The sequence below is a fragment of the Cupriavidus sp. 01L45 genome, from assembly GCF_056399885.1.
The window spans coordinates 91,515-112,897 of the sequence record NZ_JBFTSG010000023.1 but is presented as its reverse complement, the minus strand read 5'-3'; the positions used below and the strand labels follow the sequence as shown (position 1 = coordinate 112,897).

Sequence of the window (21,383 nt, the reverse complement as noted above, 5' to 3'; positions counted from 1 at the left end):
TTTTACTTCAGTTCGCCGCGCCTTTCGCGCCGCCAACCACCCTGCCAACCCCGCAACCCTTGTCCCGCCTGCTTTGCAGCGCGGTAGTTGTGTTGCGAGGGGGCGAATCTTAAGGGAGCCCCTCGGCCATGGCAAGCGTTTTCTGAAATTTCTTCAGAGCGGTTTGTGACGCTGTGATGAAGCCGGCTGCCGAGCCCCGGCGCAGGGCAGCTTCCGCGTGGCTGCAATCTATTAGAATCAACGGATGCCTGACCTCTCCATCTACCAGCCCTCGCGCCAGCCGGCCAACACGCCCTGGCACCTGGATGCGCAAGCGCTGGCCGACGCACTCTCCCGCCCCATCGTCTTTGTCGACCTGGAAACAACCGGCGCCGACGCCACCCGGGACCGCATCACCGAGATCGGCGTGGTGGAAGTGGGGCCGGACGGTATTGTCGAATGGGATACCCTGGTCGATCCCGGGATCGGCATCCCACCCTTCATCCAGCAACTGACGGGTATCACCGATGCCATGGTGCGCGGCAAGCCAAGCTTCGAGTCGCTGGCGGAGAGCCTGGCGGAGCGGCTGCAGGGCAAGCTCTTCGTCGCCCATAACGCACGCTTCGACTATGGCTTTCTCAAGAATGAATTCCGCCGCGTTGGCGTGACGTTCCGCGCCGACGTATTGTGCACCGTGCGCCTCTCGCGCTCGCTGTTTCCGTCGGTGGCGCGGCACGGCCTGGATGCCTTGATCGCCCGGTTCGAATTGCAGCCCAAGGGCCGGCACCGGGCCCTGGCCGATGCCGAACTGCTGTGGCAGTTCTGGCAGAAGATCCACGAGCTCTATACGGTCGATCTGGTCGAATCGGCGGTGCGGTCCCTGGTCAAGCGCGCAAGCCTGCCCGCCGGCCTGGAGGAAACCGCCCTGGATGACGTGCCCGATACCGCCGGTGTGTATCTCTTCTACGGCGACCAGGATATGCCTCTCTATATAGGGAAGAGCATCCACCTGCGCCAGCGCATTGGCGCGCACTTTTCCAGCGATCATCGCGCCGCCCTGGAAATGCGGCTGGCGCGCGCCGTGCGCCGGGTGGAGTGGCGGGAGACTGGTGGCGAAGCGGGAGCGCTGCTGCTGGAAGCGCACCTGATCAAGACGCTGCAACCACTGCACAACCAGAAGCTGCGGCAGACTGCAGGGTTGTTTTCCTGGGAACTGGCGCCCGGGCTGAGCGCGCCTATGCTGCGCTCGGATCGCGACACGGATTTCAGCCGCCACCCTAACTTATATGGCGCCTTTCCCAGCCGGGCGAGCGCCGAGGCGCGCCTGGCCGAACTGGCGCAAGCCCATCAGCTTTGCCAAGCCGCGCTCGCCCTGGAAAAGACGGTGCGGCGGGGCCTGCCCTGCTTCGCCCGCCAGCTGCACCGTTGCCTGGGGGCATGCACGGGCGACGAATCGCTGGCGTCGCACCGCGAGCGTGCCGTGATGGCCCTGGCGGACCTGTCGCTGCGGCCCTGGCCTTTCGCGGGTGCCGTGGCGTGGCGCGAGCAGGATGGCGCCAAGGCGTGGTGGCATGTGCTCGAGGACTGGTGCTACCTGGGCACCGTGTCCACGCTGGATGAAGCAGCCGGCCTGTTGTGCGCGCCCGCACGCTTCGACCCGGACACCTACCAGATCCTGGCGCCCAGGCTGGCGGCTTTGCTGGCCAGCGCCGTGCCGCTGGAACACGTCCGGCAATTCGAGCTTCAGGCGCCCTCGATGCCGCGGCGCGAAACGCAGCGGACAGCCCCCGTATCCCCAACCGGCACACGCCGGCGCCGGCCATCCAGCCCGGACCAGCAAACCCTGTCCTTCTTCGAGCACTAGTAGTACCCCAAGGCGGAGCGAGACCATGGCCAAGCAAAGCGACTATCTCAGCCTCGGCATCGATATCGATCTGCCTGCCGCCACCGTCTCCGCCTTCCTTGCGGTCCCCGAGAACTATCCCCGCTGGGCCAGCGGGCTAGGGGAGCTGTCGCAGCAGGCGGATGGCACCTGGTCAACGCTCACGCCCCAAGGCCCGATGCAGGTCCGGTTCACGCCCCCCAACCCCTATGGCGTCGCCGACCACTATGTGCAGCCGGCGCAGGGCGAGGAAATCTATATCCCGATGCGCGTGATCGCCAATGGCGACGGGGCCACCCTGCTGTTTACCTTGCTGCGCAGTCCGGGCGTCAGCGATGCCCAACTGCAAGCGGACGCGGAGTGGGTCCGGCGCGACCTTGCCGCATTGAAGGCGTTGCTCGAACAGCGGTAGTGCTCCTGGCCGGCTATCCTCAAACCGCTCAAGCCAAAACGGTATACCAAAATCGCAAAAGACGCGCCCTATCAAGGTGCGCATCCTCCGCGCGGACTCGCTTTCCAGCGCCGAATTTGTGCCGCTTTCTGTTGCATTGCACCAGAAAGCGGCGGTTCGCGGCGGTCTGAATATTTGCCTTGCCCTCTGCAAATCAATGAATATAGTATACCGAATTCGCGGAATCCCGACAGCCCCCAATCCCGTGCCTCGTTGGCAAGGGACCCCACAAAACGGAGCGCCAGCGTGACGCGGCAAGATATTCCAACGACCGATGTCCAGCAGCCAGAAGGGTGTTTCCTGCCCTTGTGGGAAGCCGCCGAGCTACTGGCCAAAGGCCATGCCAGCGCGCAAGACCTAGTGAACTGGTGCGAAGCCGCCTATACCGCCTCGCACCACGAGATCAACGCCATCATCCTGGCGGATTTCCCCAACGCCCGCGCCGCGGCCAAGGCCAGCGACGAACGCCGCCGTCGTGGAGCGCCGCTTGGCGATCTGGACGGCATCCCCTTCTCCATCAAGGAGTCCTTCGACGTAGCCGGCTGGCCCACCACATGCGGCAGCCCGGCCCAGCGCGGCAACATCGCGGCCAACGACTCCGCTGTCGTCGAGCGTTTGCGCGCGGCCGGCGCCGTACTGCTGGGCAAGACCAATGTGCCGATCGGGCTGCGCGACTGGCAAAGCTACAACGCCGTCTACGGCACCACCCGCAACCCGCATGATCCGGGCCGCACCCCTGGTGGCTCGTCCGGCGGCAGCGCCGCGGCGGTCTGCGCTGGCATGAGCTTCTTCGACGTGGGCTCCGACATCGGCTCCTCGCTGCGCAACCCGGCGCATTACTGCGGCGTGTTCTCCCACAAGAGCAGCCACGGGCTGGTGCCGCTACGCGGCCACGGCATCGGCCACGGCTATGGTGAGCAGGAGATCAACGTGGCGGGCCCGGTCGCGCGCAGTGCGCGGGATCTCGAACTGCTGCTGCACGCACTCGCGGGGCCGGACGGCAGCGACGCACTGGCCTATCGCCTGGCGTTGCCGCCCTGTGACAAGCACACGCTGGCCGACTTCCGCGTCGCCGTGCTATCCAGCCATCCGCTTTGCGAGGCCGACACGGAAGTCAGCGACGAGATCGAAAGGCTGGGACGCTGGCTGGAGAGCCAGGGCGCGCAGGTACGGTGGAATGCCCGCCCGGACTTCGATGCCGCAGCCCTGTGGCACGCCTATGTGCTGATGCTGCGGGCGACGACGTCGATCCATATGGATGACACCAGCTTCGACACCGCGCTGGCCCATGCCGCCGGCGCCGCGCCCGAAGACCATAGCTATGCGACGCTGCAATTCACGGGCGCCGGCATCCGGCATCGGCAATGGCTTCAACTGCAGCAGGCTCGGGCCACCTTCGCGCAGTCCTGGCAACGTTTCTTCGGCGAGGTGGACGTGCTGCTTTGTCCGGCCGCCGCCACCACGGCCTTTGCCCTGGACGAGGCGGGCGAGCCGTGGCAGCGCACGCTCCAGGTCAACGGCCGGGCGCAACCGCTCACCAGCCAGTTGTTCTGGGCCGGGCACTCCGGCCTGTGCGGCCTGCCCTCGACGGTGGCACCGGTCGGCCCGGGCCGCGGCGGCCTGCCGGTGGGGGTGCAGATCGTCGCCGGACGCTTCGCCGACCTGACCTCGCTGCGTTTTGCCCAGTTGCTCGAAGCAGCGGGTTTTGCCTTCCGGCCACCGCCGGTCCAGTCCCTCAAGGTGCCACGCGCCCCGGCGCGATAACAAAACCAACGCACCGCCCCCCAATTCGAAACGATTCGAAGGAGAGATCATGTTCGCCTGGTTCAAGGATTTATCGACAATGGAGCGCAAGGGCTTTTACGGCGCGTTCCTCGGTCATGCGGTCGACGTGTTCGACTTCATGATCTACTCCTTCCTGATTTCGACCCTGCTGACCCAGTGGGGCATGAGCAAGTCGACCGCCGGCGCCATCGTCACGTGGACCCTGGTGTCTTCGCTGGTGGGCGCCATCGGTGCGGGCATCCTGGCCGACCGCTACGGCCGGGTGCGTGTGCTGCGCTGGACCATCGTGGTGTTCGCCGTGGCCTGCTTCCTGTGCGGACTGGCCAGCACGCCCGAGCAGTTGCTGGTCTTCCGGATGCTGCAGGGCCTGGGCTTTGGTGGCGAATCCTCTCTGTGCATGGTGCTGGTGACGGAGATGATCCGCAACCCCGCGCACCGCGGCAAGTATTCCGGCTTCACCGCCAGCAGCTATTCCTTCGGCTGGGGCGCGGCGGCGATTGCCTACGCCATCACCTTCAGCCTGTTCCCGGCTGAAACCGCCTGGCGCGTCTGTTTCTTCCTGGGCATCCTGCCGGCGCTGGTGGTGATCTACCTGCGCCGCAACCTGGAAGAGCCGGAGGTCTTCATCAAGAGCCAGGCCGAACGCGCCGCGGGCGGTGCGGCCGATGCCCCTTCCGCATGGCAGCAACTGGCGCGCCTGGGCCGCCGGCCGTTGCTGGGCAAGACGCTGTTGTGCAGCCTGTTGTCGGGCGGCATGCTCGGCGCCTACTATGCGATTGCCACCTGGCTGCCAACGTTCCTCAAGACCGAGCGCGGGCTTTCCGTGTTTGGCACGAGTTCCTACCTGGCGATGACCATCTTTGGCTCCCTGGTGGGTTATGTGGCGGGCGCCTATGCCACCGACCGCTGGGGCCGCCGCCTGACCTACATCGCCTTTGCCGCGGGCGCCTTCGTCATGGCGCTGGTCTATATGGTGATCCCGGTTTCAAACACGTCGATGCTGTTCCTGGGTTTCCCGCTCGGCGTGCTGATGCAAGGCGTGTTCGCCGGCATCGGCGCCACCATCTCGGAGTCTTATCCCAACGACATCCGCGCCACGGGCTATGGGGTGTCATACAACATAGGGCGCGTGATCGGTTCGCTCTTCCCGCTGACGGTGGGATGGCTGAGCACCGGCCGTACCTCGCTGCCGCTGGCCATCGCCATCGTCGCCGGCGTGGGCTACATGATGGTGATGGGCGCCGCCTTGCTGCTGCCGGAAACCAGGGGCATGGATCTCGGCCAGGCCGGAGGCGGCGACAACCCGCACGAGCCGTCCGCGGACGCGGACAAGATCGTGCTGGCGCCTTCTGTGGGCAAACCCGCATAAGCGGCGCCGGGTTGCTTGCGGCGGGGCGGGGCGCTGGGATAGTCTGCGCAGAGGGGGTTGCCCCCTCTGGAGCCGCCATGTCCGCTGTCCGCCGTCTCGCCGCCTCTCCTCGTTTCCTGCTGACACCATTGGCCGCCATCGCCCTGGGCGGCTGCGCGAGCGTCGAAGAATCCGCCATGCAGCGCGTGCTGGCTTCCTGGAAGTCGGCGCCGATCGAGCAGGCCAAGGCCCAGTGGGGCCCCCCGCAGGCGGTGCAGGCCGTGCCGGGCGGCACCGCTTACCTGTGGACCGAGGAAGTGCCGCCGGCTCGCGCGCCGGGCAGCGGCCCGCGCGATGCGCGCGCGCCCACGTCGCCCGAACCATTGCAGACGCCAGGCCAGTGCCAGCGCCGCCTGATCGCCGGCCCCAACGGCATGGTCATTGGCGGCGACTGGTCAGGCAACGCCTGCTGCCTCACCACCATGGTCGGCCGCTGCGGCGCGCTGGTCAGGAACAGTACCGGCAGCTGAGCAGCGGCCGCGCGCGGCGCACACCGATCTGGTGCATGCATCGCACCGCGCATGACCCAACATGCACCATGGCTATCCGGCGGCGCCAGCCAGCATGTGCAGTCTCTTGCCGTGGGTGTTGGCACAGCTCTTGCTGAACAACCTGTCGAGTAGAAGCGGTTAACGCCGACGCGTTCCCCAAGCGGGCAAATGCGTACCGGCGTGGGACATTGCTCTCGCGACCATTTGGTCGCACGCCCAGTTGCCTCGCCAGGCGAGACATCCGGGCGTTTGGATCCGGTCACAAGGCCGGGACGAGAGAAAAGAGAGCGCCCACGATGTCCCTCATCCTCAAGCCCTTATTCCATTGCGCAGGCGCATTGCGCGGCAATCCCTCCGCTCGCGTTGCGCCAGCGCATGACCATGCGCGGCGCACGCTCGCCGGTGCCACCCCGCCTGTTGCAGCCCTCGCCAGCATTTGCCCCACACCTGTCCGCCAAGGAGCCCCCATGAAGACGCCCTCCCCATTGCGCCGCCTGTTGATCGCCGGCGCTTGCGCCATGCTCACGTTCGCGGCCGTCCCCGCCACCGCGCTGGCCGCCGACAAGGTGACCTTCCTCACTTCCTGGTATGCCCAGGCCGAACACGGCGGCTTCTACCAGGCCGTGGCCAAGGGCATCTACAAGAAATACGACCTGGATGTCACCGTCCGCATGGGCGGCCCGCAGGTCAACGGCATGCAGATCCTCACCAGCGGGCAGGCCGATTTCCTGATGGGCTACGACTTGCAGGTGTTGAAGGGCGTGGAGCAAGGCGTGCCCGTGACCACCGTAGCAACCTCCTTCCAGACCGACCTGCAAGGCATGATGACCCATGAGGACGTCAAAAGCCTGGCAGACCTGAAAACCCGCACGGTGCTGGTTTCCACCTCCGGACGCACCACGTGGTGGCCGTGGCTCAAGGGCAAGTACAAGCTCGAAGAATCCCAGTCCCGCGTCTACACGTTCAATCTGCAGCCCTTCTTCGCCGACCCGCATTCGGCGCAGCAGGCCTATGCCTCGTCAGAGGTGTTCTCGGCCAGCAAGGCCGGCGCCAAGACGCGCTTCTTCCTGTTTGCCGACGATGGCTATCCGCCCTATGGCACCACCATTGTCACCATGCGGAAAACCGTCAAGGAGAAGCCGGACGTCATTGCCCGCTTCGTCAAGGCGACCATGGAAGGCTGGAAAAGCTACCTCGCGGACCCCGCCCCTGCCAATGCGCTGATCAAGCAGGAGAACCCGAACATGAAGGACGACCAGCTCGCCTGGGGCGTGGACAAGCTCAAGGAGTACCGCATGGTGAGCGGCGGCGACGCGGCCCGCTACGGCATCGGCGTGATGACCGATGCGCGCTGGCAGAAGACGCGCGACTTCATGGTCGGCGCCGGCCTGCTCAAAGCCGATACCGACTGGAAGCAAGCCTACACCACGCAGTTCGTGAAGGACCTGAAGATCATGCCCTGATGCCGTGATGCCGTAACGCACTGCGCGGCACCGCTGTCCGAGATCAAAGATCACCCCCCATACAAGGATTCTGCAATGCTGGTCACTCAACAACCCGTCCTGCGCCGCTTCTGGTACGCCCTGATGCCCATCGCCATGCTCGACGACGGCCCCAGGCCCTTCACCCTGCTGGGCGAAAACCTGGTGCTGTGGAAAGGTGCCGACGGCAAGCCCGCTGCCCTGCAGAACCGTTGCTGCCACCGCACCGCCCGTCTCTCCAAGGGCTGGGTCAACGACCGCGGCGACATCGTCTGCGGCTACCACGGCTGGGAATACAACTGCGCCGGCGCCTGCGTGCGGATTCCGCAGGCGCCGGATAACGCCATCCCGTCTGGCGCGAAGGTGCAGGCCTATCACGCGCAGGAAAAGTATGGCTACGTCTGGGTGGCGCTGGAAGATCCGCTGCAGCCCATCCCCGATTTTCCGGAGGATGGCGATCCCGCTTACCGCCGCATCTTCCAGTTCTACGAGAAATGGAACACCAGCCCGCTGCGCGTGATGGAGAACGCCTTCGACAACTCGCACTTCAGCTTCGTGCACCGCGCCAACTTCGGCCTGTCCGAACAGCCCAAGCCCGAGAAGTACGACTTGCAGGCACGCGAATGGGGCTTCGAGGCCGAGACGCTGGTGCCGATCCGCAACATCGAGGCCGGCCACCGCGTTACCGGCACCACCGAGCCGATCACGCACCGGCATATGTTCAACCGCTGGGACCTGCCCTTCACGCGTCGCTTTGGTTGCATCTATCCGGCCAGCGGGCGCCACCACATCATCTACAACTGCGCCACGCCGATCGACGACAAGAGCGTGATGCTGTCGCAATGGCTGTACCGCAACGACAGCGAGGAAGACTGCTCGACCCAGGAACTGATCGACTGGGATGCGCCCATCGTCGGCGAGGACCGCGAGATCCTGGAAGCCACCGACTACGACGCCTGCGTCGACACGCGCCGCCGCGTTGAATTCCACATGGAGTCCGACAAGCCCGGCCTGTTGATGCGCAAGATGCTGATGGCGCTGTTCACGCAGCACGGTGAGAAGGAAGCGTTCCGCATTCCCGTGGTACGCGGCTGAACCGGGTAGCCCCGCACAGACTCAATACGGAGACCGTCATGAGCGCCCTCTTTCGCAGTGCCATGCAGACCCCAGGCCCGGGCCCCGGTGGCATCGTGTCCGGCATCGCCCGCGATGCCGGCGCGCCCCTGCTGCTCGCCAACCAGGTCGAGAAGACCTACCCCAACGGCACCGTGGCGCTGGAACGCGTCAGGCTGGCGATCAAGCCCGGCGAGTTCGTCTCGCTGCTGGGCCCGTCCGGCTGCGGCAAGAGCACCTTGCTCAAGCTGTTTGCCGGGCTGGAAACGCCCTCGGCGGGACATCTGCGCTGGTGGGGCAATCCTGCCCTGCCCACCGCCTCCGATGCCGCCGGGCGCACGCTGGCGATGGTGTTTCAGGAAGCCACCCTGATGCCGTGGGCGCGCGTGGCCGACAACGTGCGGCTGCCGCTGGACCTGGCACGCATGCCGCGCGCCGAGGCCGGCGAGCGCGTCCAGCGCGCACTGGCGCTGGTGGGACTGGGCCGCTTCGGCACGGTCTATCCGCGCGAATTGTCCGGCGGCATGCAGATGCGCGTGTCGATCGCGCGGGCACTGGCGACCAACCCCGATCTGCTGCTGATGGACGAACCCTTCGGCGCGCTCGACGAGTTCACCCGCAACAGGCTCGATGCAGACCTGCGCGCGCTGTGGGCAGAACGCGGCCTCACCGTGGTCTTCGTCACGCATAGCATCTACGAGGCGGTCTACCTGTCGAGCCGGGTGGTGGTCATGGCGGCGCGTCCGGGCCGGGTGATCGCCGATGTGACGATCGAAGGCCCCGAGACGCGCGACGAAGCCTTCCGCGTCTCGCCCGCCTTCATGCAGTACTGCGCGCAGTTGTCGGCGCTGCTCACGCAGGCCAACACCGGCATCGATCCGGACGCACACCCGCGATAACCAGGAGCCCCTCCATGAATCCCCCGCTACTGTCGCGCCCCGCCGTACAGCGCGTGGCCGCCCCGCTTGCCGTCGGCGCGCTGCTATTGCTGGCGTGGCAAGGCATCTGCACGGCGCTCGCCGTCCCCGCCTACCTGGTGCCCACGCCCGCCGCCATCGGCCATGCGCTGGTGGAAGACTGGAGCCTGCTGTCCGGCTCGCTGTGGGTGACGCTGCGCATCACGATGCTGGCGTTCGCGCTGGCGGTGGTGGCCGGTACCGCCGCGGCCTTTGTGTTCGTGCAAAGCCGGCTGATCGAGGCCAGCCTGTTTCCCTATGCCATCCTGCTGCAGGTAACACCGGTGGTGGCGATCGCGCCACTGATCATCATCTGGGTCAAGGAGCCGACGCTGGCGCTGGTGATCTGCGCCACCATGGTGGCGGTGTTCCCCATCATCTCCAACACGGTGCTGGGCCTGCGCAGTGTCAACCCCGGGCTGCTCAACCTGTTCCGCATCAACCGCGCGAGCCGCTGGGACACCCTGCGCCGGCTGCGCATCCCGAGCGCGCTGCCGTACTTCTTCGGCGGGCTGCGCATTTCGTGCGGGCTGGCATTGATCGGCGCGGTGGTGGCGGAATTCGTGGCGGGCACCGGGGGCACCGGCGCGGGCCTGGCTTACCAGATCCTGCAAGCGGGTTTCGCCCTCAATATCCCGCGCCTGTTCGCCGCCCTGTTCCTGATCACGGTGACGGGCGTCGCGCTGTTTGGCGCAATGGTGGTGATATCGCGCATGGCGCTGTCCCACTGGCACGAAAGCGAGCTCGCATGAAGCCGAACCCCACCATCCTGATCCGCAACGCCACCGCCATCCTCACCGGCCTTGCCGGCGCGGGCGAGCGCCATGCCGGGCCGGACCTGCGCGTGGCCGGCTGCACCATCGAAGCCATCGGCCGGCTCGACCCGCGCCCCGGCGAGCAGGTCATCGACGCCACGGATTGCGTGATCTACCCGGCTTGGGTCAACACCCATCATCATCTGTTCCAGTCGCTGCTCAAGGGGGATCCGCCGGGGCTGGACCTGACGCTCACGCCCTGGCTGGGCGCCACGCCCTACCGCTTCCGCGGCGCCTTCGACGAAGCGTCCTTCCGGCTTGCGGCCCGCATCGGCCTGGTGGAACTGGTGCGCAGCGGCTGCGGCACCGTCGCCGATCACAACTATCTCTACTATCCGGGCATGCCCTACGACAGCTCGGCCATCCTGTTCGAGGAGGCCGAGGCGCTGGGACTGCGCTTTGTCCTGTGCCGCGGCGGCGCAACCCGCACGAGGCAGCTCGAAATCGACCTGCCGCAGGCGCTCCGCCCCGAAACGCTCGACCAGTTCCTGGGCGATTGCGAGCGGCTCACCGCGCGCTACCACCAGGCCGCGCCGGACGCGATGCGCCGCGTGGTGATGGCACCCACCACGCCGCTCTACTCGATGTCGCCCAACGAATTGCGCACCAGCGCGCGCACCGCGCGCCAGCTGGGCATCCGCCTGCACAGCCATTTGTCGGAGACAGTGGAGTACCAGAACGCCGCGTGGGAAAAATACCAGACCACGCCGGTGGCCTTCTGCGGCGAGCACGAATGGCTGGGGCCCGATGTGTGGTTCGCCCATCTGGTCAAGCTGGGCGCCGGCGAAATCCGCCAGCTCGGTGCCACCGGCACGGGCATTGCGCACTGCCCGCAGAGCAATGGCCGGCTGGGCAGCGGCATCGCCGATATCCCGGCGCTGGAAGCCGCAGGCGTGCCAGTGTCGATCGGCGTGGACGGTGCCGCCTCCAACGAAGCGGCCGACATGATTTCGGAAACACATGCCGCCTGGCTGCTGCAGCGCGCGCGGCGTGGCCACGGCGCGCTGCCGCGCGCCGAAGGAGGCAGCCATGAGGGCGGCGCCGATGCCGCGCGCGTGGAGGACGTGGTGCGCTGGGGCACGGCCGGCGGTGCGGCCGTGCTTGGCCTGGATGCGGTCGGCACGCTGCAGCCGGGCAAGGCGGCCGACCTTGCCGTCTACCGCCTCGACGACCCGCGCTGCTTCGGCTTGCACGATCCGGCCATCGCGCCGGTGGCCAGCGGCGGGAGGCCGGCGCTGCGCGCGCTGCTGGTGGGCGGGCGCGTGGTGGCAGAGCACGACGCGATTCCGGGCCTCGACCTTGCGGAGCTTGGCGCGCAGGCGCGCGAGGCGGTGCGGCGCTTGCAACAGCGCGCGGCGGAGCTTGCCGCCTGACAGGAGGCGGCGTTCACGCCGGAGCCGGACGCGGGCCGACATAGGCCGCGCGCGGCCGGATCAGCTCGTCATCGGAGCGCTGCTCCAATCCGTGCGCGATCCAGCCGACCGAACGCCCGAGCGCAAACAGGCCGAAGGCCGCGCCGGGCGGAAGGCCCAGATGCCTGCGCAGCGCCACCAGCGCGAAATCGATCGATGGCCGCTGCCCCACCAGGGAAAAAGCGACGTCGATCAGTGCCTGCCATTCGGGATGATGCGGGAGTATCCGCGACAGCAGGCCAATGGCCCGGATATCGCCGGCAGGATAGAGGTGATGGCCAAAACCCGGCAGGCCCTCGCCGCGGGCGAGCCGCTCGCGCAGCTTTGCGGCGGGCCGGAGGTCGCCCAGCTCATCCCAGAGTGCCTCCACGCGCGCCGTTGCACCGCCGTGCCGGCCGCCGGTCAGCGCGGCCAGGCCAGCCACCACCGAAGCGCGCAGGCTGGCGCCGGTGGACGCCACGCAGCGGGCCGTGAAGCTCGACGCGTTCAGCTCATGGTCGGCGCATAGCACCAGCGCCATGCGGATCAGCGCCGCACCCTCGTCGTCCACCTGCCAGGCACTGGCGCACTGCCGGTGCACGGGGGTGCTGGCGGGCGCCGTGCCCAGCAGGCAGGCGGCCAGCAGCCGCACCAGGACGCCGCAGCCCGCGGCAAGCCGCTCCGGCGATGCCTGCCACTGCGCGGTGGGGTCGTCCTCGCTGGCGATGGTGAACAGGGGCAACAGCGCCTCCTCGCAGCGTTGGCCGGCGAAGGCCGCCTGCATCGCGGCAAGGTGCGCCGGCGGCGATGGCGGCACGGCGCCAAAGGCGGCCTCCACAGGACATTGCCAAAGCCGCGCCGCCACCGCTTCCACCGTGTCGGATGCGGCGAGCGCCACGGCATTGTTGCCGCGGTAGTAAAGCTGCCCGTCCTCGATCAGCGTGATCCGCGATTCCAGCACCGGCAAACCCCAGTTCAACGTGGCCTTGGCCACTTCGCGGGGCTTGCGGCCGCGCGTGCGCTGGCCCGCCAGGCGCTCCACGTCCTCCGCGAGATAGCGGCTTTCGCGATGGGTTTCCCCGTCGTGCGCGTGCAGCAGGCCGCGGCTGACATAGGCGTAGAGCGTCTGGCGGGACACGCCAAGCGCGGCGGCGGCTTCGCCGGAACTCAGGTAGCGGGACATGGCGGTCCAAGTGGAAAGGAGCAACTAGTTGATTAAGATAATCAATATTGACTATTAAGACAAGAAGCCTATCCTGCAAAGCACTTAGCCGCTGACCCACCACCGAACGACAAGCGAGAGCCGTCATGCCAAACCCCGAATACTCCCCGCCATCGGCCCCGAACACGGCGAAAGCAGGCACCAACTTCCTGGGCGAGATCTGGCAGGGCATGCACGGTGACGCCGCCTGGCCCGAGCACGTCGCCATGACCGGTACGGGCAACCTGCCGTCGGTCTTTCCGGTCACCCCCCTGGCCACGGCGGCCGTCGGCGCCGCCGGGCTCGCCGTTGCCGGATTGATCCACCAGGCGCACGGACGGATGCCGCGGGTCGAGGCGGACCAGCGGCTGGCATCGCTGTGGTTCGGCACTTCGCTGCGGCCGCAAGGCTGGGAACTGCCGCCGCAATGGGATGCCGTGGCCGGCGACTACAGGGCGGCCGACGGCTGGATCCGGCTGCACACCAACGCCCCGCATCACCGCGACGCCGCCCTCGCGGTGCTCGGCGTGCCGGCCGACAAGGCGGCGGTCGCTCGGGCCGTCGCGCAATGGGAAGCCAGCGCCCTGGAAACCGCCATCGTCGGCAACGGCGGGTGTTCGGCAGCGATGCGTACGCAGGCGGAATGGGTGGCACATCCGCAGGGAAGGGCCGTCAACAGCGAACCGCTCCTGCACTGGACGACCCACGCCACCGGCGACCGGCCGGACTGGGCCATTGCGCCGGACCGCCCCTTGCGCGGCATTCGCGTGCTGGACCTGACCCGGATCCTGGCCGGCCCCGTCGCCACCCGCTTCCTGGCCGGATTTGGCGCCGATGTTCTCCGCATCGATCCGCCCGGCTGGGAAGAGCCCGGCACGGTTCCGGAAGTCGTTCCCGGCAAGCGTTGTGCCCGGCTCGACCTGAAAAACGCGGCGGACCGGCATGTGCTTGAGCGGCTGCTAAGCCAGGCCGACGTACTCGTGCACGGCTACCGGCGCGAGGCTCTGGCGCGTCTTGGCCTGGACGCGCGGCGGCGCAGGGAGATCAATCCCGGACTGGTAGACGTGTCGCTCGATGCATATGGGTGGACCGGTCCGTGGACAGGCCGGCGCGGCTTCGACAGCCTGGTGCAGATGAGCACCGGCATTGCCGATGCGGGCATGCGCGCCGCGGGGCTGGACCGCCCCGGGCCGCTGCCCGTGCAGGCGATCGATCACGCGACTGGCTACCTGATGGCGGCAGCGGCAGTGCGCGGTCTGGCGCAGCGCATCGCCACAGGCGCCGGCTGCGAAGTGCGGGCATCGCTGGCGCGCACCGCGCATCTGCTGGTGTCGGGTAGCGCCACGCAGGGCGAAGCAGCGGCGCTGGCAGCCGAAACGCCTGCCGATCTGGCGAACACCGTGGAGGAAACCGCATGGGGACCGGCGCTACGCATCAAGCCGCCGGTCATGGTGCAGGGCGCACCGATGCACTGGGAGCGTCCGGCGGGGCGGCTGGGCACCTCGCCTGCGCAGTGGTAGCGGGCGTCTCTCAGGCAGCCTTGCTGCGCAGCCGGAGCATGCCCAGGCCAAGGGCGACAAAAGCGCCACCGGAAATACGGTTGAACAGCCGCACGCGGCGGACATCGGAAAAACCGCGCTTCATGCCGCGCGCCACCAGCACATAAAAGGTATGCGACAGCAAGGTGCAGACGGAGAAGGTCGCGGTCAGTACCAGGAACTGCTCCAGCACCGGTGCGTTGCGCGTCAGGAACTGCGGGAACAGTGCCGAGAAGAACAGGATGCTCTTCGGATTGGTCACGGCCACGAGCACGCCGTGGCCGAAGAGCCGCATCGACGCACGCAAGCCCGTGGCCTGGCCGGGCCGGTCGACCACGGCGAACGCATTCGCGCCGCTGCGCCACTGCTTCACGCCGAGATAGATGAGGTAAGCCGCGCCGAGCACTTTCAAGGCGATAAATGCCGCGGCGGAACTGGTCAGCACCACGCCGAGGCCGGCCATGGCGACCGCCGACACCATGAACACCCCGGCGGCATTGCCAAAGGAGCCGAGCATGGCTCGCGATGGTCCCACCGACACGGAATTGGACACCGCCAGCAGCACCGCCGGGCCAGGCGTAAACGCCATGAACAGCGAGACGCCGCAAAAGACAAGCCAGTTGGACAAATGCATTTCCGCTCCTTGAAAGAGCTCCGGATGTTAAACCGGAATTCGCGCAACCGCATTCACCCCGACCGGCGTAGTGTCTTGGAGCGGCCACCTGCGCTTAGTCGATCTTCGCGCCCGAAGTCTTGATCACCTGTCCCCAGCGCTTCTGCTCCGCGGCAATGGTCTGCCCGAATGCGTCCGGGCCCTGCCAGGCTGCCTCGGCGCCTTGCTGCTCCAGCTTGGCGCGGGTGTCGGCCTCGCCCAGTACCGTCTGCAGCGCGCCCGACAGCCTGGCCACCACGTCCTTGGGCGTGCCGGCCGGCGCCAGCATGCCGTAGAAACCCACCACCTCGAAGTTCTTCAGCCCGGCCTCTTCCATGGTCGGCACATCGGGCAACGCGGGAGAACGGTGCTTCGAGGTCACCGCCAGCGCCCGCACCTTGCCGGCCTTGATGTACTGCGTGAAAAGCGGGATCGAATCGGCCATCATCTGCGCCTGGCCGCCCATCACGTCGGTCAGGGCCGGGGCGCTGCCCTTGTAGGGAATGTGGACAATGAACGTGCCGGAGGCCTGCTTGAACATCTCCGGCATCAAATGCGAGATGCCGCCGTTGCCACCTGAGGCAAAATTGAGCTTGCCCGGATTGGCGCGCGCGTAGGCGATGAACTCCTTGAGGTTGCGCGCCGGCACATTGTTATTGACCACCATCACCAGCGGAATCAGCGCGGTGCGGGCCACGGGTGCGAAATCCTGGGGCATGGCGTACGGCAGCTTGGGATAAAGCGAGCCGTTGATGGCCATCTGGCCGGTATTTGCCAGCAATAGCGTGTAGCCATCCGGTGCCGCCTTGGCGACAGCGTCCGAGCCGATATTGCCGGCCGCGCCGGCTTTATAGTCCAGCACCACCGACTGGCCCAGGATAGGCTGGAGCTTTTCGGCCAGGATGCGCGCGTGGGTGTCGACCGGGCCGCCCGGCGGAAAGCCCACCACCAGGCGGATCGGCTTTTCCGGCCAGGCGGCGGCGGCGGGAGCCGCGCCCAGAGCCAGTGGCAATGCGGCGCAGGCCAGCAGGCCGGGCAGGAATCCCATATTTAGTGTGTACTTTGTCATTTCGTCATTTCTCCTCGTATATATTGCGGCCTTGCCTTGCACGGCATCGACCGCCGCCGGCGCCGGCCTGGCTCGTGACCGGACACCCGATATTGTGACGTTTTTATTACATCAGGCCATGCCAGAGACCCTTGCCCGGGCTTATGATGCCCCTGCCCAGCCGCACCGGCAGGTCAGCCAACGTGCAGCCGGCATACCAGCCGATGGCCTGGCGCCGCATCAGAGCCAGGGACTCAGCCAAGGAAAGCCAACGTGAATCCAACCAACCGAGCGACCAATCGGGCCGTCGTCCTGTTTTTGTGGGCGGCGCTTTACTTCTGCTCCGGCTATATCTCGCACAAGCTCAATGGCCCGTTCTCAGCCACCGGCTATATCTGGCTGCCGGCCGGCGTGACCGTGGCCGCATTCATGCTGACGCCGATGCCGCGCTGGCTGGCGGTGGGGCTGGCCTTCTTTGCCGCGCAGATGCTGCTGGGCTGGGTGGAGGGACGCGACACCTTGCGGCTGATCCTGTTCTCGCTCGACGAAATCGGCAGTGCCGCGCTGGCGGTGGCGCTGGTCAGGCGCACGCACTTCTCGCTGGAAGGGCTGGCCTTCGTGCGCGGGCTGCTGATCGCCGGGGTGGTCAGCAGCGCCGTCAGCGCCGCGATCGGCGCGGGCTGGTTCACGATCATGCAGGACGTGCCGTTCTGGCGCACCGCGCGCGTGTGGGGCGCCGCCGACCTGGTGGGCGTGCTGATCGTCACGCCGGTACTGGCCGGCTGGTCGCGTTTTCGCGCCATGCGCTCAGGCGGCATGAGCGGCGGCGATTTCCTGTTCGGCCTGGGCGCCTTTGCCGCGCTGGTGCTGACCACCTTCTTTATCTTCGACAGGGAGATCCTGGCGCCGGTACCGAGAGGCGTGCTCTTTGCGCTGACCTATATCCCGTTGTTCTTCGCCGCGGTGGTGACGCTGCTGTGGGGAGGCCGGGGCGGTTCGGTGGCGGTGGCGATCCTGGCGCTCTTCGTGCTGGTCAATACCGGCCAGGGCGATGGCCCGTTCGCGGAAAGCGCGGCTCACCACGGCCGCTCCCTGCTCGAAGCCCAGCTCTACCTGGCCGTGGCGGCGTTGCTGACGCTCCTGATCAGCACGCTGCGCACCAGCCGGGAGCAGCTGCACGCGCAATCGGCACGGCGCCAGAACGATGTCACGCTGGCCCTGGCAGCCAGCAACCAGTTGGTCTACTGCCTGGACCCGCGCAGCGGCACGCTGCGCTGGAGCGGCGACGTGGAACGCACGCTGGGGGTACGCGAGGATACCTTCGCCAGCCTCGACGACGTGCTGGCCCACGTGCACCCCGACGACCGTGCCCAGGTACGCAGCCGCTGGCTGCGCGAGAGCGACGGCGAGAACCGCACCGACCTGCAGTTTCGCCTGATGCTGCCGGCCGGCGACTGCACCATGGTGCTCGATATGAGCGGCCCGCTGCTGGACGGCGACGAGTCCGTGGCCGTCATCGCCGGCGCATGGCGCCTGCAGGGCGCGGCCATCTTCGAGGAGCGCGACGCAGCATGACGGCTCCCAAGAGCGGCGGCACCGGTGCCCTGCTCATCCACGGCCTGGGCGGCACGCAGTTCGACCTCGGCCCGATGCACAAGGCCCTGCGGCGCGCCGGGGTGGAAACCCACGCGGTGACGCTGCCCGGCCACGCCGGCCGACCCGAGGACCTGGTGCCGGTGCGCGCCGAGCAATGGCTCGACACGGTCACGCAGGCCTACGACGAACTGGCCGCGCAATACGAGACATTCCATGTCATGGGCATGTGCCTGGGCGGCCTGCTGGCCCTGGCACTGGCCGAGCGCCGCCAGCACCGCAAGGGCCGGCTGGTGGCACTGGCCGCGCCGGTATATATCGACGGCTGGTCTACCCCCTGGTACCGCGCGCTGCGGCACGTGGTCTACCACATCCCCACGCTGCCCGCGCGCATGCGGGTGGAGGAAGATGAACCGTTCGGCATCAAGAACGATCTGGTGCGCGCCATCGTCAAGGCCAAGTTCGAGCGCGGCGACAACTTCCACTACCGCTGGGTGCCGCTGGCCTGCATCCGCCAGGTCGACCGGCTGCGCGGCTGGGTGCTGCGCGGCGCCCACCGCATCGCCTGCCCCACGCTGGTGGTGAATGCCCGCGAGGACGAGCTGACCAGCCTGCGCTCCGCCGACTTCCTGGACTCGGCGGTCCCCGACGTGCGCAAGGTGGTGGTGGAAAACAGCTATCACATGATCTGCGTGGACAACGACCGCGAGCAGGTGGTCAGCAGCGTGCTGGAGTTCCTCGGGTTCGATCCGGCGCAGGCGCGCCGCCCCGCGCGCGCCAGGGTCGAAGTGCCGATGAGCGAGGAAGCCGTCGCCGCGGTGGTCAACGAATACCTGCAGGCCCTTACCAGCGGCCACTTCGAGGCCATCTTCCCGCTGCTGGAGCCCGGCGTGCGCTGGCGTCACCACGGCGAGCATCCGCTGGCAGGCAGCTACGACGACCGCGACGCGGTGATCGGCATGTTCGCCAGGCTGCAGGCGCTGGCCGGCAAGACGGTGCGCATCGCCGTCACCGCGCCGCCGCGCATCGAGGGCAGTACCGCGGAAATCGACCTGGAGGCCTCCTCGGTCATGGACGGCGAAGCGCGCCACAGCCAGGGCACGCAAACCCTGCGCATGCGCAATGGCCGCATTTCGGCGGTGACTTTCCGGCCAAGCGATAGCACCGTAGCCGCCGCCGAAGCGCTGCCCGCGCCCGCGGGCTAGAACACGCGGCCCAGCTGCAGGTAGAGGTTCCACACGCCCTGCGGCGCCGCGGCAAAGCCGAAGTACAGCGGGCCGATCACGCTATTGCCGCCGATAAACAGGCTGGCACTGGTCTTGAACGGCCCGTTGCCGAAATTCCGGCGCCGCAGCCAGACATCGCCCGCCTCTAGGCTGGCGCCCACCACGGTGGTGCGCAGGCCCGGCAGGATGAACTCCCGCAAGTCGTTCAGGTAGGTCACGCGGCCGTACAGCAGGTAGTTGCCGGAAAACTGGTCTTGCGCATAGGCGGAAAGATGCTGGAAACCGCCCAGCGTAAAGCCCAGGCCGCCGCTGAAGCTGCTGTCGCTGCGATGGTCGCCATAGGTAACCGCGGCCTCGGCTGCCAGGTTCAGGGTGTGGCGGCCATAGCTGGTGGCCCACAGTGCCTTCGCATGGGCATCGTTGAAACGGTTGTCGGCGCCGCCGAAAGCCAGCTCGTTGGTCGCCAGCAGGTAGTAGCCTGTGCGCGGGAAGAGCGGATCGTCGAGCTGGTCGATGGTGAGCTGGGCACGCACGGTGGGCTGGCGCACACGGGCGTAGGGGAACAGCCGGCTGTTGCCGATGGGCAGGTTATAGACGGGCGAGTAGTAGACCTGTTGGTAGTTCACGCCCGCCCGGAACTCGCCCAGCCGGCCCAGCGGCACGCCCAGGTCCAGGCCCGCGACGGCGGTCTCGATCTGGTAGGCGGTGATCGGCTGGGTATTGCGGTTGGGCGCGCTGTCGCCATAGAGATCGATGTGCTTGCGCCCGTATTCCGCGTAGGGAGCGAGATAGAAGCCGAGCCGGTCGAATACCGGCTGGCGCAACTCGGTGTGCCACCTGGCCTGCTTGCTGCCCAGCACGATGTCATTGCGCCACTCCAGCCCGCCTTGCGTGAGCCACGGATAGCGATGCCCCAGTTGCAGGTTGAACACGCCCTGGCCATTGAAGGTGGTGGACACGCCAAAGCCGAACAGCAGGAACTGCGGACCCCAGGATTTCTGCTGCGCGTCGACCTTCAGCACATTGCGGCCATCCTCGGTGACGAGCTCCTGCGTCACGCTTTCGAAATCGCCCGATGTGGAGAGCTGCGCCATCTCGCGGTTAAGCGTGACCCCGTCGTAGTTGTCGCCCTCGTTCACGCCCAGGTATTTGCGAATGAAACTTGGCGGGATGCGGCCTTGCGACTGGATCTGGATGGCATCGATACGCACCGGACCCGCCATCGTCCCGGCTCCCTTGCGGGCCGCCAGGTGGGCCTGCCAGGCGTCGGCCGGCATCGCCAGCGACGCCAGCCGGGGCTCGGCCGCCAGCACCGCGTTCCAGCCGCCCTGGATGCCATCGTTGGCGCGCGAGAAGTCGGTGAAGGAAAGGTCGCCCAGCTGGGGCTCGATCAGCACGTCGCCCCGCCTGAGCTGCCCCTTCTGCGCACCCACGTTCTGGTTCATCAGGATGGTGACCATCTGTTGCGTCACCGCCGCCGGCGAGTCCAGGCTGTCGGGGTCGTCCAGCGGCGAAGCGATATTGACCGCGATGACCACATCCGCGCCCATGTCGCGCGCCAGTTGCACCGGCAGGTTGCTGACCAGCCCGCCGTCGACCAGCGTGCGCCCGTTCACCTTGATCGGCGCGAACAATCCCGGCACCGCCACGCTGGCGCGGATGGCGCGCGGCAGCGAGCCATGGTCGAGCACCACCGGGGCCCCCGTGCCCAGGTCGGTGGCAATGGTGCGAAACGGCGTCGGCAGCTTGTCGAAGCTGGCTTCGGCCGGCACCTGCACCGTCCAGTTCTGCAGCAGCGCCAGCAGGCGGTTGCCCTGCACCAGGCCGGTGGGCAGCTTGATCTTGCCGTCGCCGTAGCCGGCCGAGATCCCGATCGGGTATTGCAGGTCGTCCTCGCGCTGCGATTGCGGCAGTTCGGCACGCTCGTTGCGGTCGAAAGCGATATCGCTCAGGTTGATATGCGACAACCGCGCCTCCAGCTCGTCGGCCGACAAGCCGCTGGCGTACAAGCCGCCCACCACCGCGCCCATGCTGGTGGCGGCGATGCAGTCGATCGGCACCTGCATCTTCTCGAGCGCCTTGATCACGCCGATATGCGCATAGCCGCGCGCGCCGCCCCCGGACAGCACCAGGCACACGCGCGGGCGATGGCCCGGCGCGGGCGCGTCGGCAACGCCGGGTATGGCGGCGGATTCGACGGCATGTTCGGCGACATGCCCGGCGGCCGGAGCGGACTGCGGCGCCACGGCGAGCGCCGCGGCCAGGGCCAGCAGCACCGGGAGCACCGGATAACCGCGCACCAGCGAGCGCAGGCGGCAGGCAACGCGTGAAAGATAGCGGGACATGGACAAACCGCGGCAAAACGGGACAAGA

17 protein-coding genes are annotated in these 21,383 nt (G+C 67.5%); 13 read left to right on the top strand and 4 right to left on the bottom strand.

The window, feature by feature from the left end; all coding sequences use genetic code 11:
* The first annotated feature begins 244 nt into the window (after positions 1–244).
* The 10 genes from AC1DT6_RS17690 (at position 245) to AC1DT6_RS17645 (ending at position 11,734) form a co-directional block, all read left to right on the top strand.
* Positions 245–1,843 (top strand): exonuclease domain-containing protein, encoded by a 1,599-nt coding sequence (locus tag AC1DT6_RS17690; RefSeq protein ID WP_441633318.1) that lies wholly within the window; start codon positions 245–247, stop codon positions 1,841–1,843.
* Between the two features lie 25 nt (positions 1,844–1,868).
* The gene (locus AC1DT6_RS17685) at positions 1,869–2,273 is read left to right on the top strand and encodes an SRPBCC family protein (RefSeq protein ID WP_441633316.1); all 405 of its coding nucleotides are present in this window, start codon (positions 1,869–1,871) and stop codon (positions 2,271–2,273) included.
* Between the two features lie 285 nt (positions 2,274–2,558).
* Complete coding sequence (locus AC1DT6_RS17680; RefSeq protein ID WP_441633314.1) at positions 2,559–4,076, top strand: amidase; 1,518 nt, start codon at positions 2,559–2,561, stop codon at positions 4,074–4,076.
* 49 nt (positions 4,077–4,125) lie between these two features.
* Entirely contained in the window at positions 4,126–5,466 is a 1,341-nt protein-coding gene (locus AC1DT6_RS17675; protein WP_035860456.1) for an MFS transporter, read from the top strand.
* Between the two features lie 77 nt (positions 5,467–5,543).
* The gene (locus AC1DT6_RS17670; RefSeq protein ID WP_441633312.1) at positions 5,544–5,975 is read left to right on the top strand and encodes a hypothetical protein; all 432 of its coding nucleotides are present in this window, start codon (positions 5,544–5,546) and stop codon (positions 5,973–5,975) included.
* A gap of 488 nt (positions 5,976–6,463) precedes the next feature.
* Positions 6,464–7,459, top strand: a complete 996-nt coding sequence (locus AC1DT6_RS17665; protein ID WP_441633310.1) for an ABC transporter substrate-binding protein — start codon at positions 6,464–6,466, stop codon at positions 7,457–7,459.
* Positions 7,460–7,534: 75 nt separating this feature from the next.
* Positions 7,535–8,572: an aromatic ring-hydroxylating dioxygenase subunit alpha gene (locus AC1DT6_RS17660; RefSeq protein ID WP_441633308.1), complete on the top strand. Its 1,038-nt coding sequence runs from the start codon at positions 7,535–7,537 to the stop codon at positions 8,570–8,572.
* 62 nt (positions 8,573–8,634) lie between these two features.
* On the top strand, positions 8,635–9,489 hold the full coding sequence (locus AC1DT6_RS17655) for an ABC transporter ATP-binding protein (protein WP_441633323.1): 855 nt from the start codon (positions 8,635–8,637) through the stop codon (positions 9,487–9,489).
* Positions 9,490–9,503: 14 nt separating this feature from the next.
* Entirely contained in the window at positions 9,504–10,298 is a 795-nt protein-coding gene (locus AC1DT6_RS17650; RefSeq protein ID WP_441633306.1) for an ABC transporter permease, read from the top strand.
* The gene (locus AC1DT6_RS17645; protein WP_441633304.1) at positions 10,295–11,734 is read left to right on the top strand and encodes an amidohydrolase family protein; all 1,440 of its coding nucleotides are present in this window, start codon (positions 10,295–10,297) and stop codon (positions 11,732–11,734) included. The genes AC1DT6_RS17650 and AC1DT6_RS17645 overlap by 4 nt, the downstream gene beginning before the upstream one ends.
* Before the next feature lie 13 nt (positions 11,735–11,747).
* Here the strand turns inward: AC1DT6_RS17645 and AC1DT6_RS17640 are convergent, their stop codons facing one another.
* On the bottom strand, positions 11,748–12,935 hold the full coding sequence (locus AC1DT6_RS17640; RefSeq protein ID WP_441633302.1) for a citrate synthase family protein: 1,188 nt from the start codon (positions 12,933–12,935) through the stop codon (positions 11,748–11,750).
* A 125-nt stretch (positions 12,936–13,060) separates the two neighbouring features.
* Between AC1DT6_RS17640 and AC1DT6_RS17635 the strand changes: the two genes are divergently transcribed.
* Positions 13,061–14,473: a CoA transferase gene (locus tag AC1DT6_RS17635; RefSeq protein ID WP_441633300.1), complete on the top strand. Its 1,413-nt coding sequence runs from the start codon at positions 13,061–13,063 to the stop codon at positions 14,471–14,473.
* A gap of 10 nt (positions 14,474–14,483) precedes the next feature.
* Here the strand turns inward: AC1DT6_RS17635 and AC1DT6_RS17630 are convergent, their stop codons facing one another.
* Together AC1DT6_RS17630 and AC1DT6_RS17625 are read right to left on the bottom strand one after the other, a co-directional pair.
* Entirely contained in the window at positions 14,484–15,125 is a 642-nt protein-coding gene (locus tag AC1DT6_RS17630; protein WP_441633298.1) for a LysE family translocator, read from the bottom strand.
* A 94-nt stretch (positions 15,126–15,219) separates the two neighbouring features.
* On the bottom strand, positions 15,220–16,212 hold the full coding sequence (locus tag AC1DT6_RS17625) for a Bug family tripartite tricarboxylate transporter substrate binding protein (protein WP_441633296.1): 993 nt from the start codon (positions 16,210–16,212) through the stop codon (positions 15,220–15,222).
* A 252-nt stretch (positions 16,213–16,464) separates the two neighbouring features.
* On the opposite strand from AC1DT6_RS17625, the gene AC1DT6_RS17620 reads away from it, so the two are divergent.
* Positions 16,465–17,766 (top strand): MASE1 domain-containing protein, encoded by a 1,302-nt coding sequence (locus AC1DT6_RS17620; RefSeq protein WP_441633294.1) that lies wholly within the window; start codon positions 16,465–16,467, stop codon positions 17,764–17,766.
* Entirely contained in the window at positions 17,763–18,989 is a 1,227-nt protein-coding gene (locus AC1DT6_RS17615) for an alpha/beta fold hydrolase (protein ID WP_477101864.1), read from the top strand. Before AC1DT6_RS17620 ends, AC1DT6_RS17615 begins: the two co-directional genes overlap by 4 nt.
* On the opposite strand, the gene AC1DT6_RS17610 is transcribed toward AC1DT6_RS17615, so the two are convergent.
* Positions 18,986–21,355 (bottom strand): patatin-like phospholipase family protein, encoded by a 2,370-nt coding sequence (locus AC1DT6_RS17610; protein ID WP_441633290.1) that lies wholly within the window; start codon positions 21,353–21,355, stop codon positions 18,986–18,988. The two genes, AC1DT6_RS17615 and AC1DT6_RS17610, sit on opposite strands and share 4 nt — an antisense overlap.
* Positions 21,356–21,383: the final 28 nt, after the last annotated feature.

Bases quoted from the DNA above. Each gene is read 5' to 3' on its own strand.
- AC1DT6_RS17690 (WP_441633318.1), top strand. From the start codon at position 245: ATGCCTGACCTCTCCATCTACCAGCCCTCGCGCCAGCCGGCCAACACG.
- AC1DT6_RS17685 (WP_441633316.1), top strand. From the start codon at position 1,869: ATGGCCAAGCAAAGCGACTATCTCAGCCTCGGCATCGATATCGATCTG.
- AC1DT6_RS17675 (WP_035860456.1), top strand. From the start codon at position 4,126: ATGTTCGCCTGGTTCAAGGATTTATCGACAATGGAGCGCAAGGGCTTT.
- AC1DT6_RS17670 (WP_441633312.1), top strand. From the start codon at position 5,544: ATGTCCGCTGTCCGCCGTCTCGCCGCCTCTCCTCGTTTCCTGCTGACA.
- AC1DT6_RS17665 (WP_441633310.1), top strand. From the start codon at position 6,464: ATGAAGACGCCCTCCCCATTGCGCCGCCTGTTGATCGCCGGCGCTTGC.
- AC1DT6_RS17660 (WP_441633308.1), top strand. From the start codon at position 7,535: ATGCTGGTCACTCAACAACCCGTCCTGCGCCGCTTCTGGTACGCCCTG.
- AC1DT6_RS17655 (WP_441633323.1), top strand. From the start codon at position 8,635: ATGCAGACCCCAGGCCCGGGCCCCGGTGGCATCGTGTCCGGCATCGCC.
- AC1DT6_RS17650 (WP_441633306.1), top strand. From the start codon at position 9,504: ATGAATCCCCCGCTACTGTCGCGCCCCGCCGTACAGCGCGTGGCCGCC.
- AC1DT6_RS17645 (WP_441633304.1), top strand. From the start codon at position 10,295: ATGAAGCCGAACCCCACCATCCTGATCCGCAACGCCACCGCCATCCTC.
- AC1DT6_RS17640 (WP_441633302.1), bottom strand. From the start codon at position 12,935: ATGTCCCGCTACCTGAGTTCCGGCGAAGCCGCCGCCGCGCTTGGCGTG.
- AC1DT6_RS17635 (WP_441633300.1), top strand. From the start codon at position 13,061: ATGCCAAACCCCGAATACTCCCCGCCATCGGCCCCGAACACGGCGAAA.
- AC1DT6_RS17630 (WP_441633298.1), bottom strand. From the start codon at position 15,125: ATGCATTTGTCCAACTGGCTTGTCTTTTGCGGCGTCTCGCTGTTCATG.
- AC1DT6_RS17625 (WP_441633296.1), bottom strand. From the start codon at position 16,212: ATGACAAAGTACACACTAAATATGGGATTCCTGCCCGGCCTGCTGGCC.
- AC1DT6_RS17615 (WP_477101864.1), top strand. From the start codon at position 17,763: ATGACGGCTCCCAAGAGCGGCGGCACCGGTGCCCTGCTCATCCACGGC.
- AC1DT6_RS17610 (WP_441633290.1), bottom strand. From the start codon at position 21,355: ATGTCCCGCTATCTTTCACGCGTTGCCTGCCGCCTGCGCTCGCTGGTG.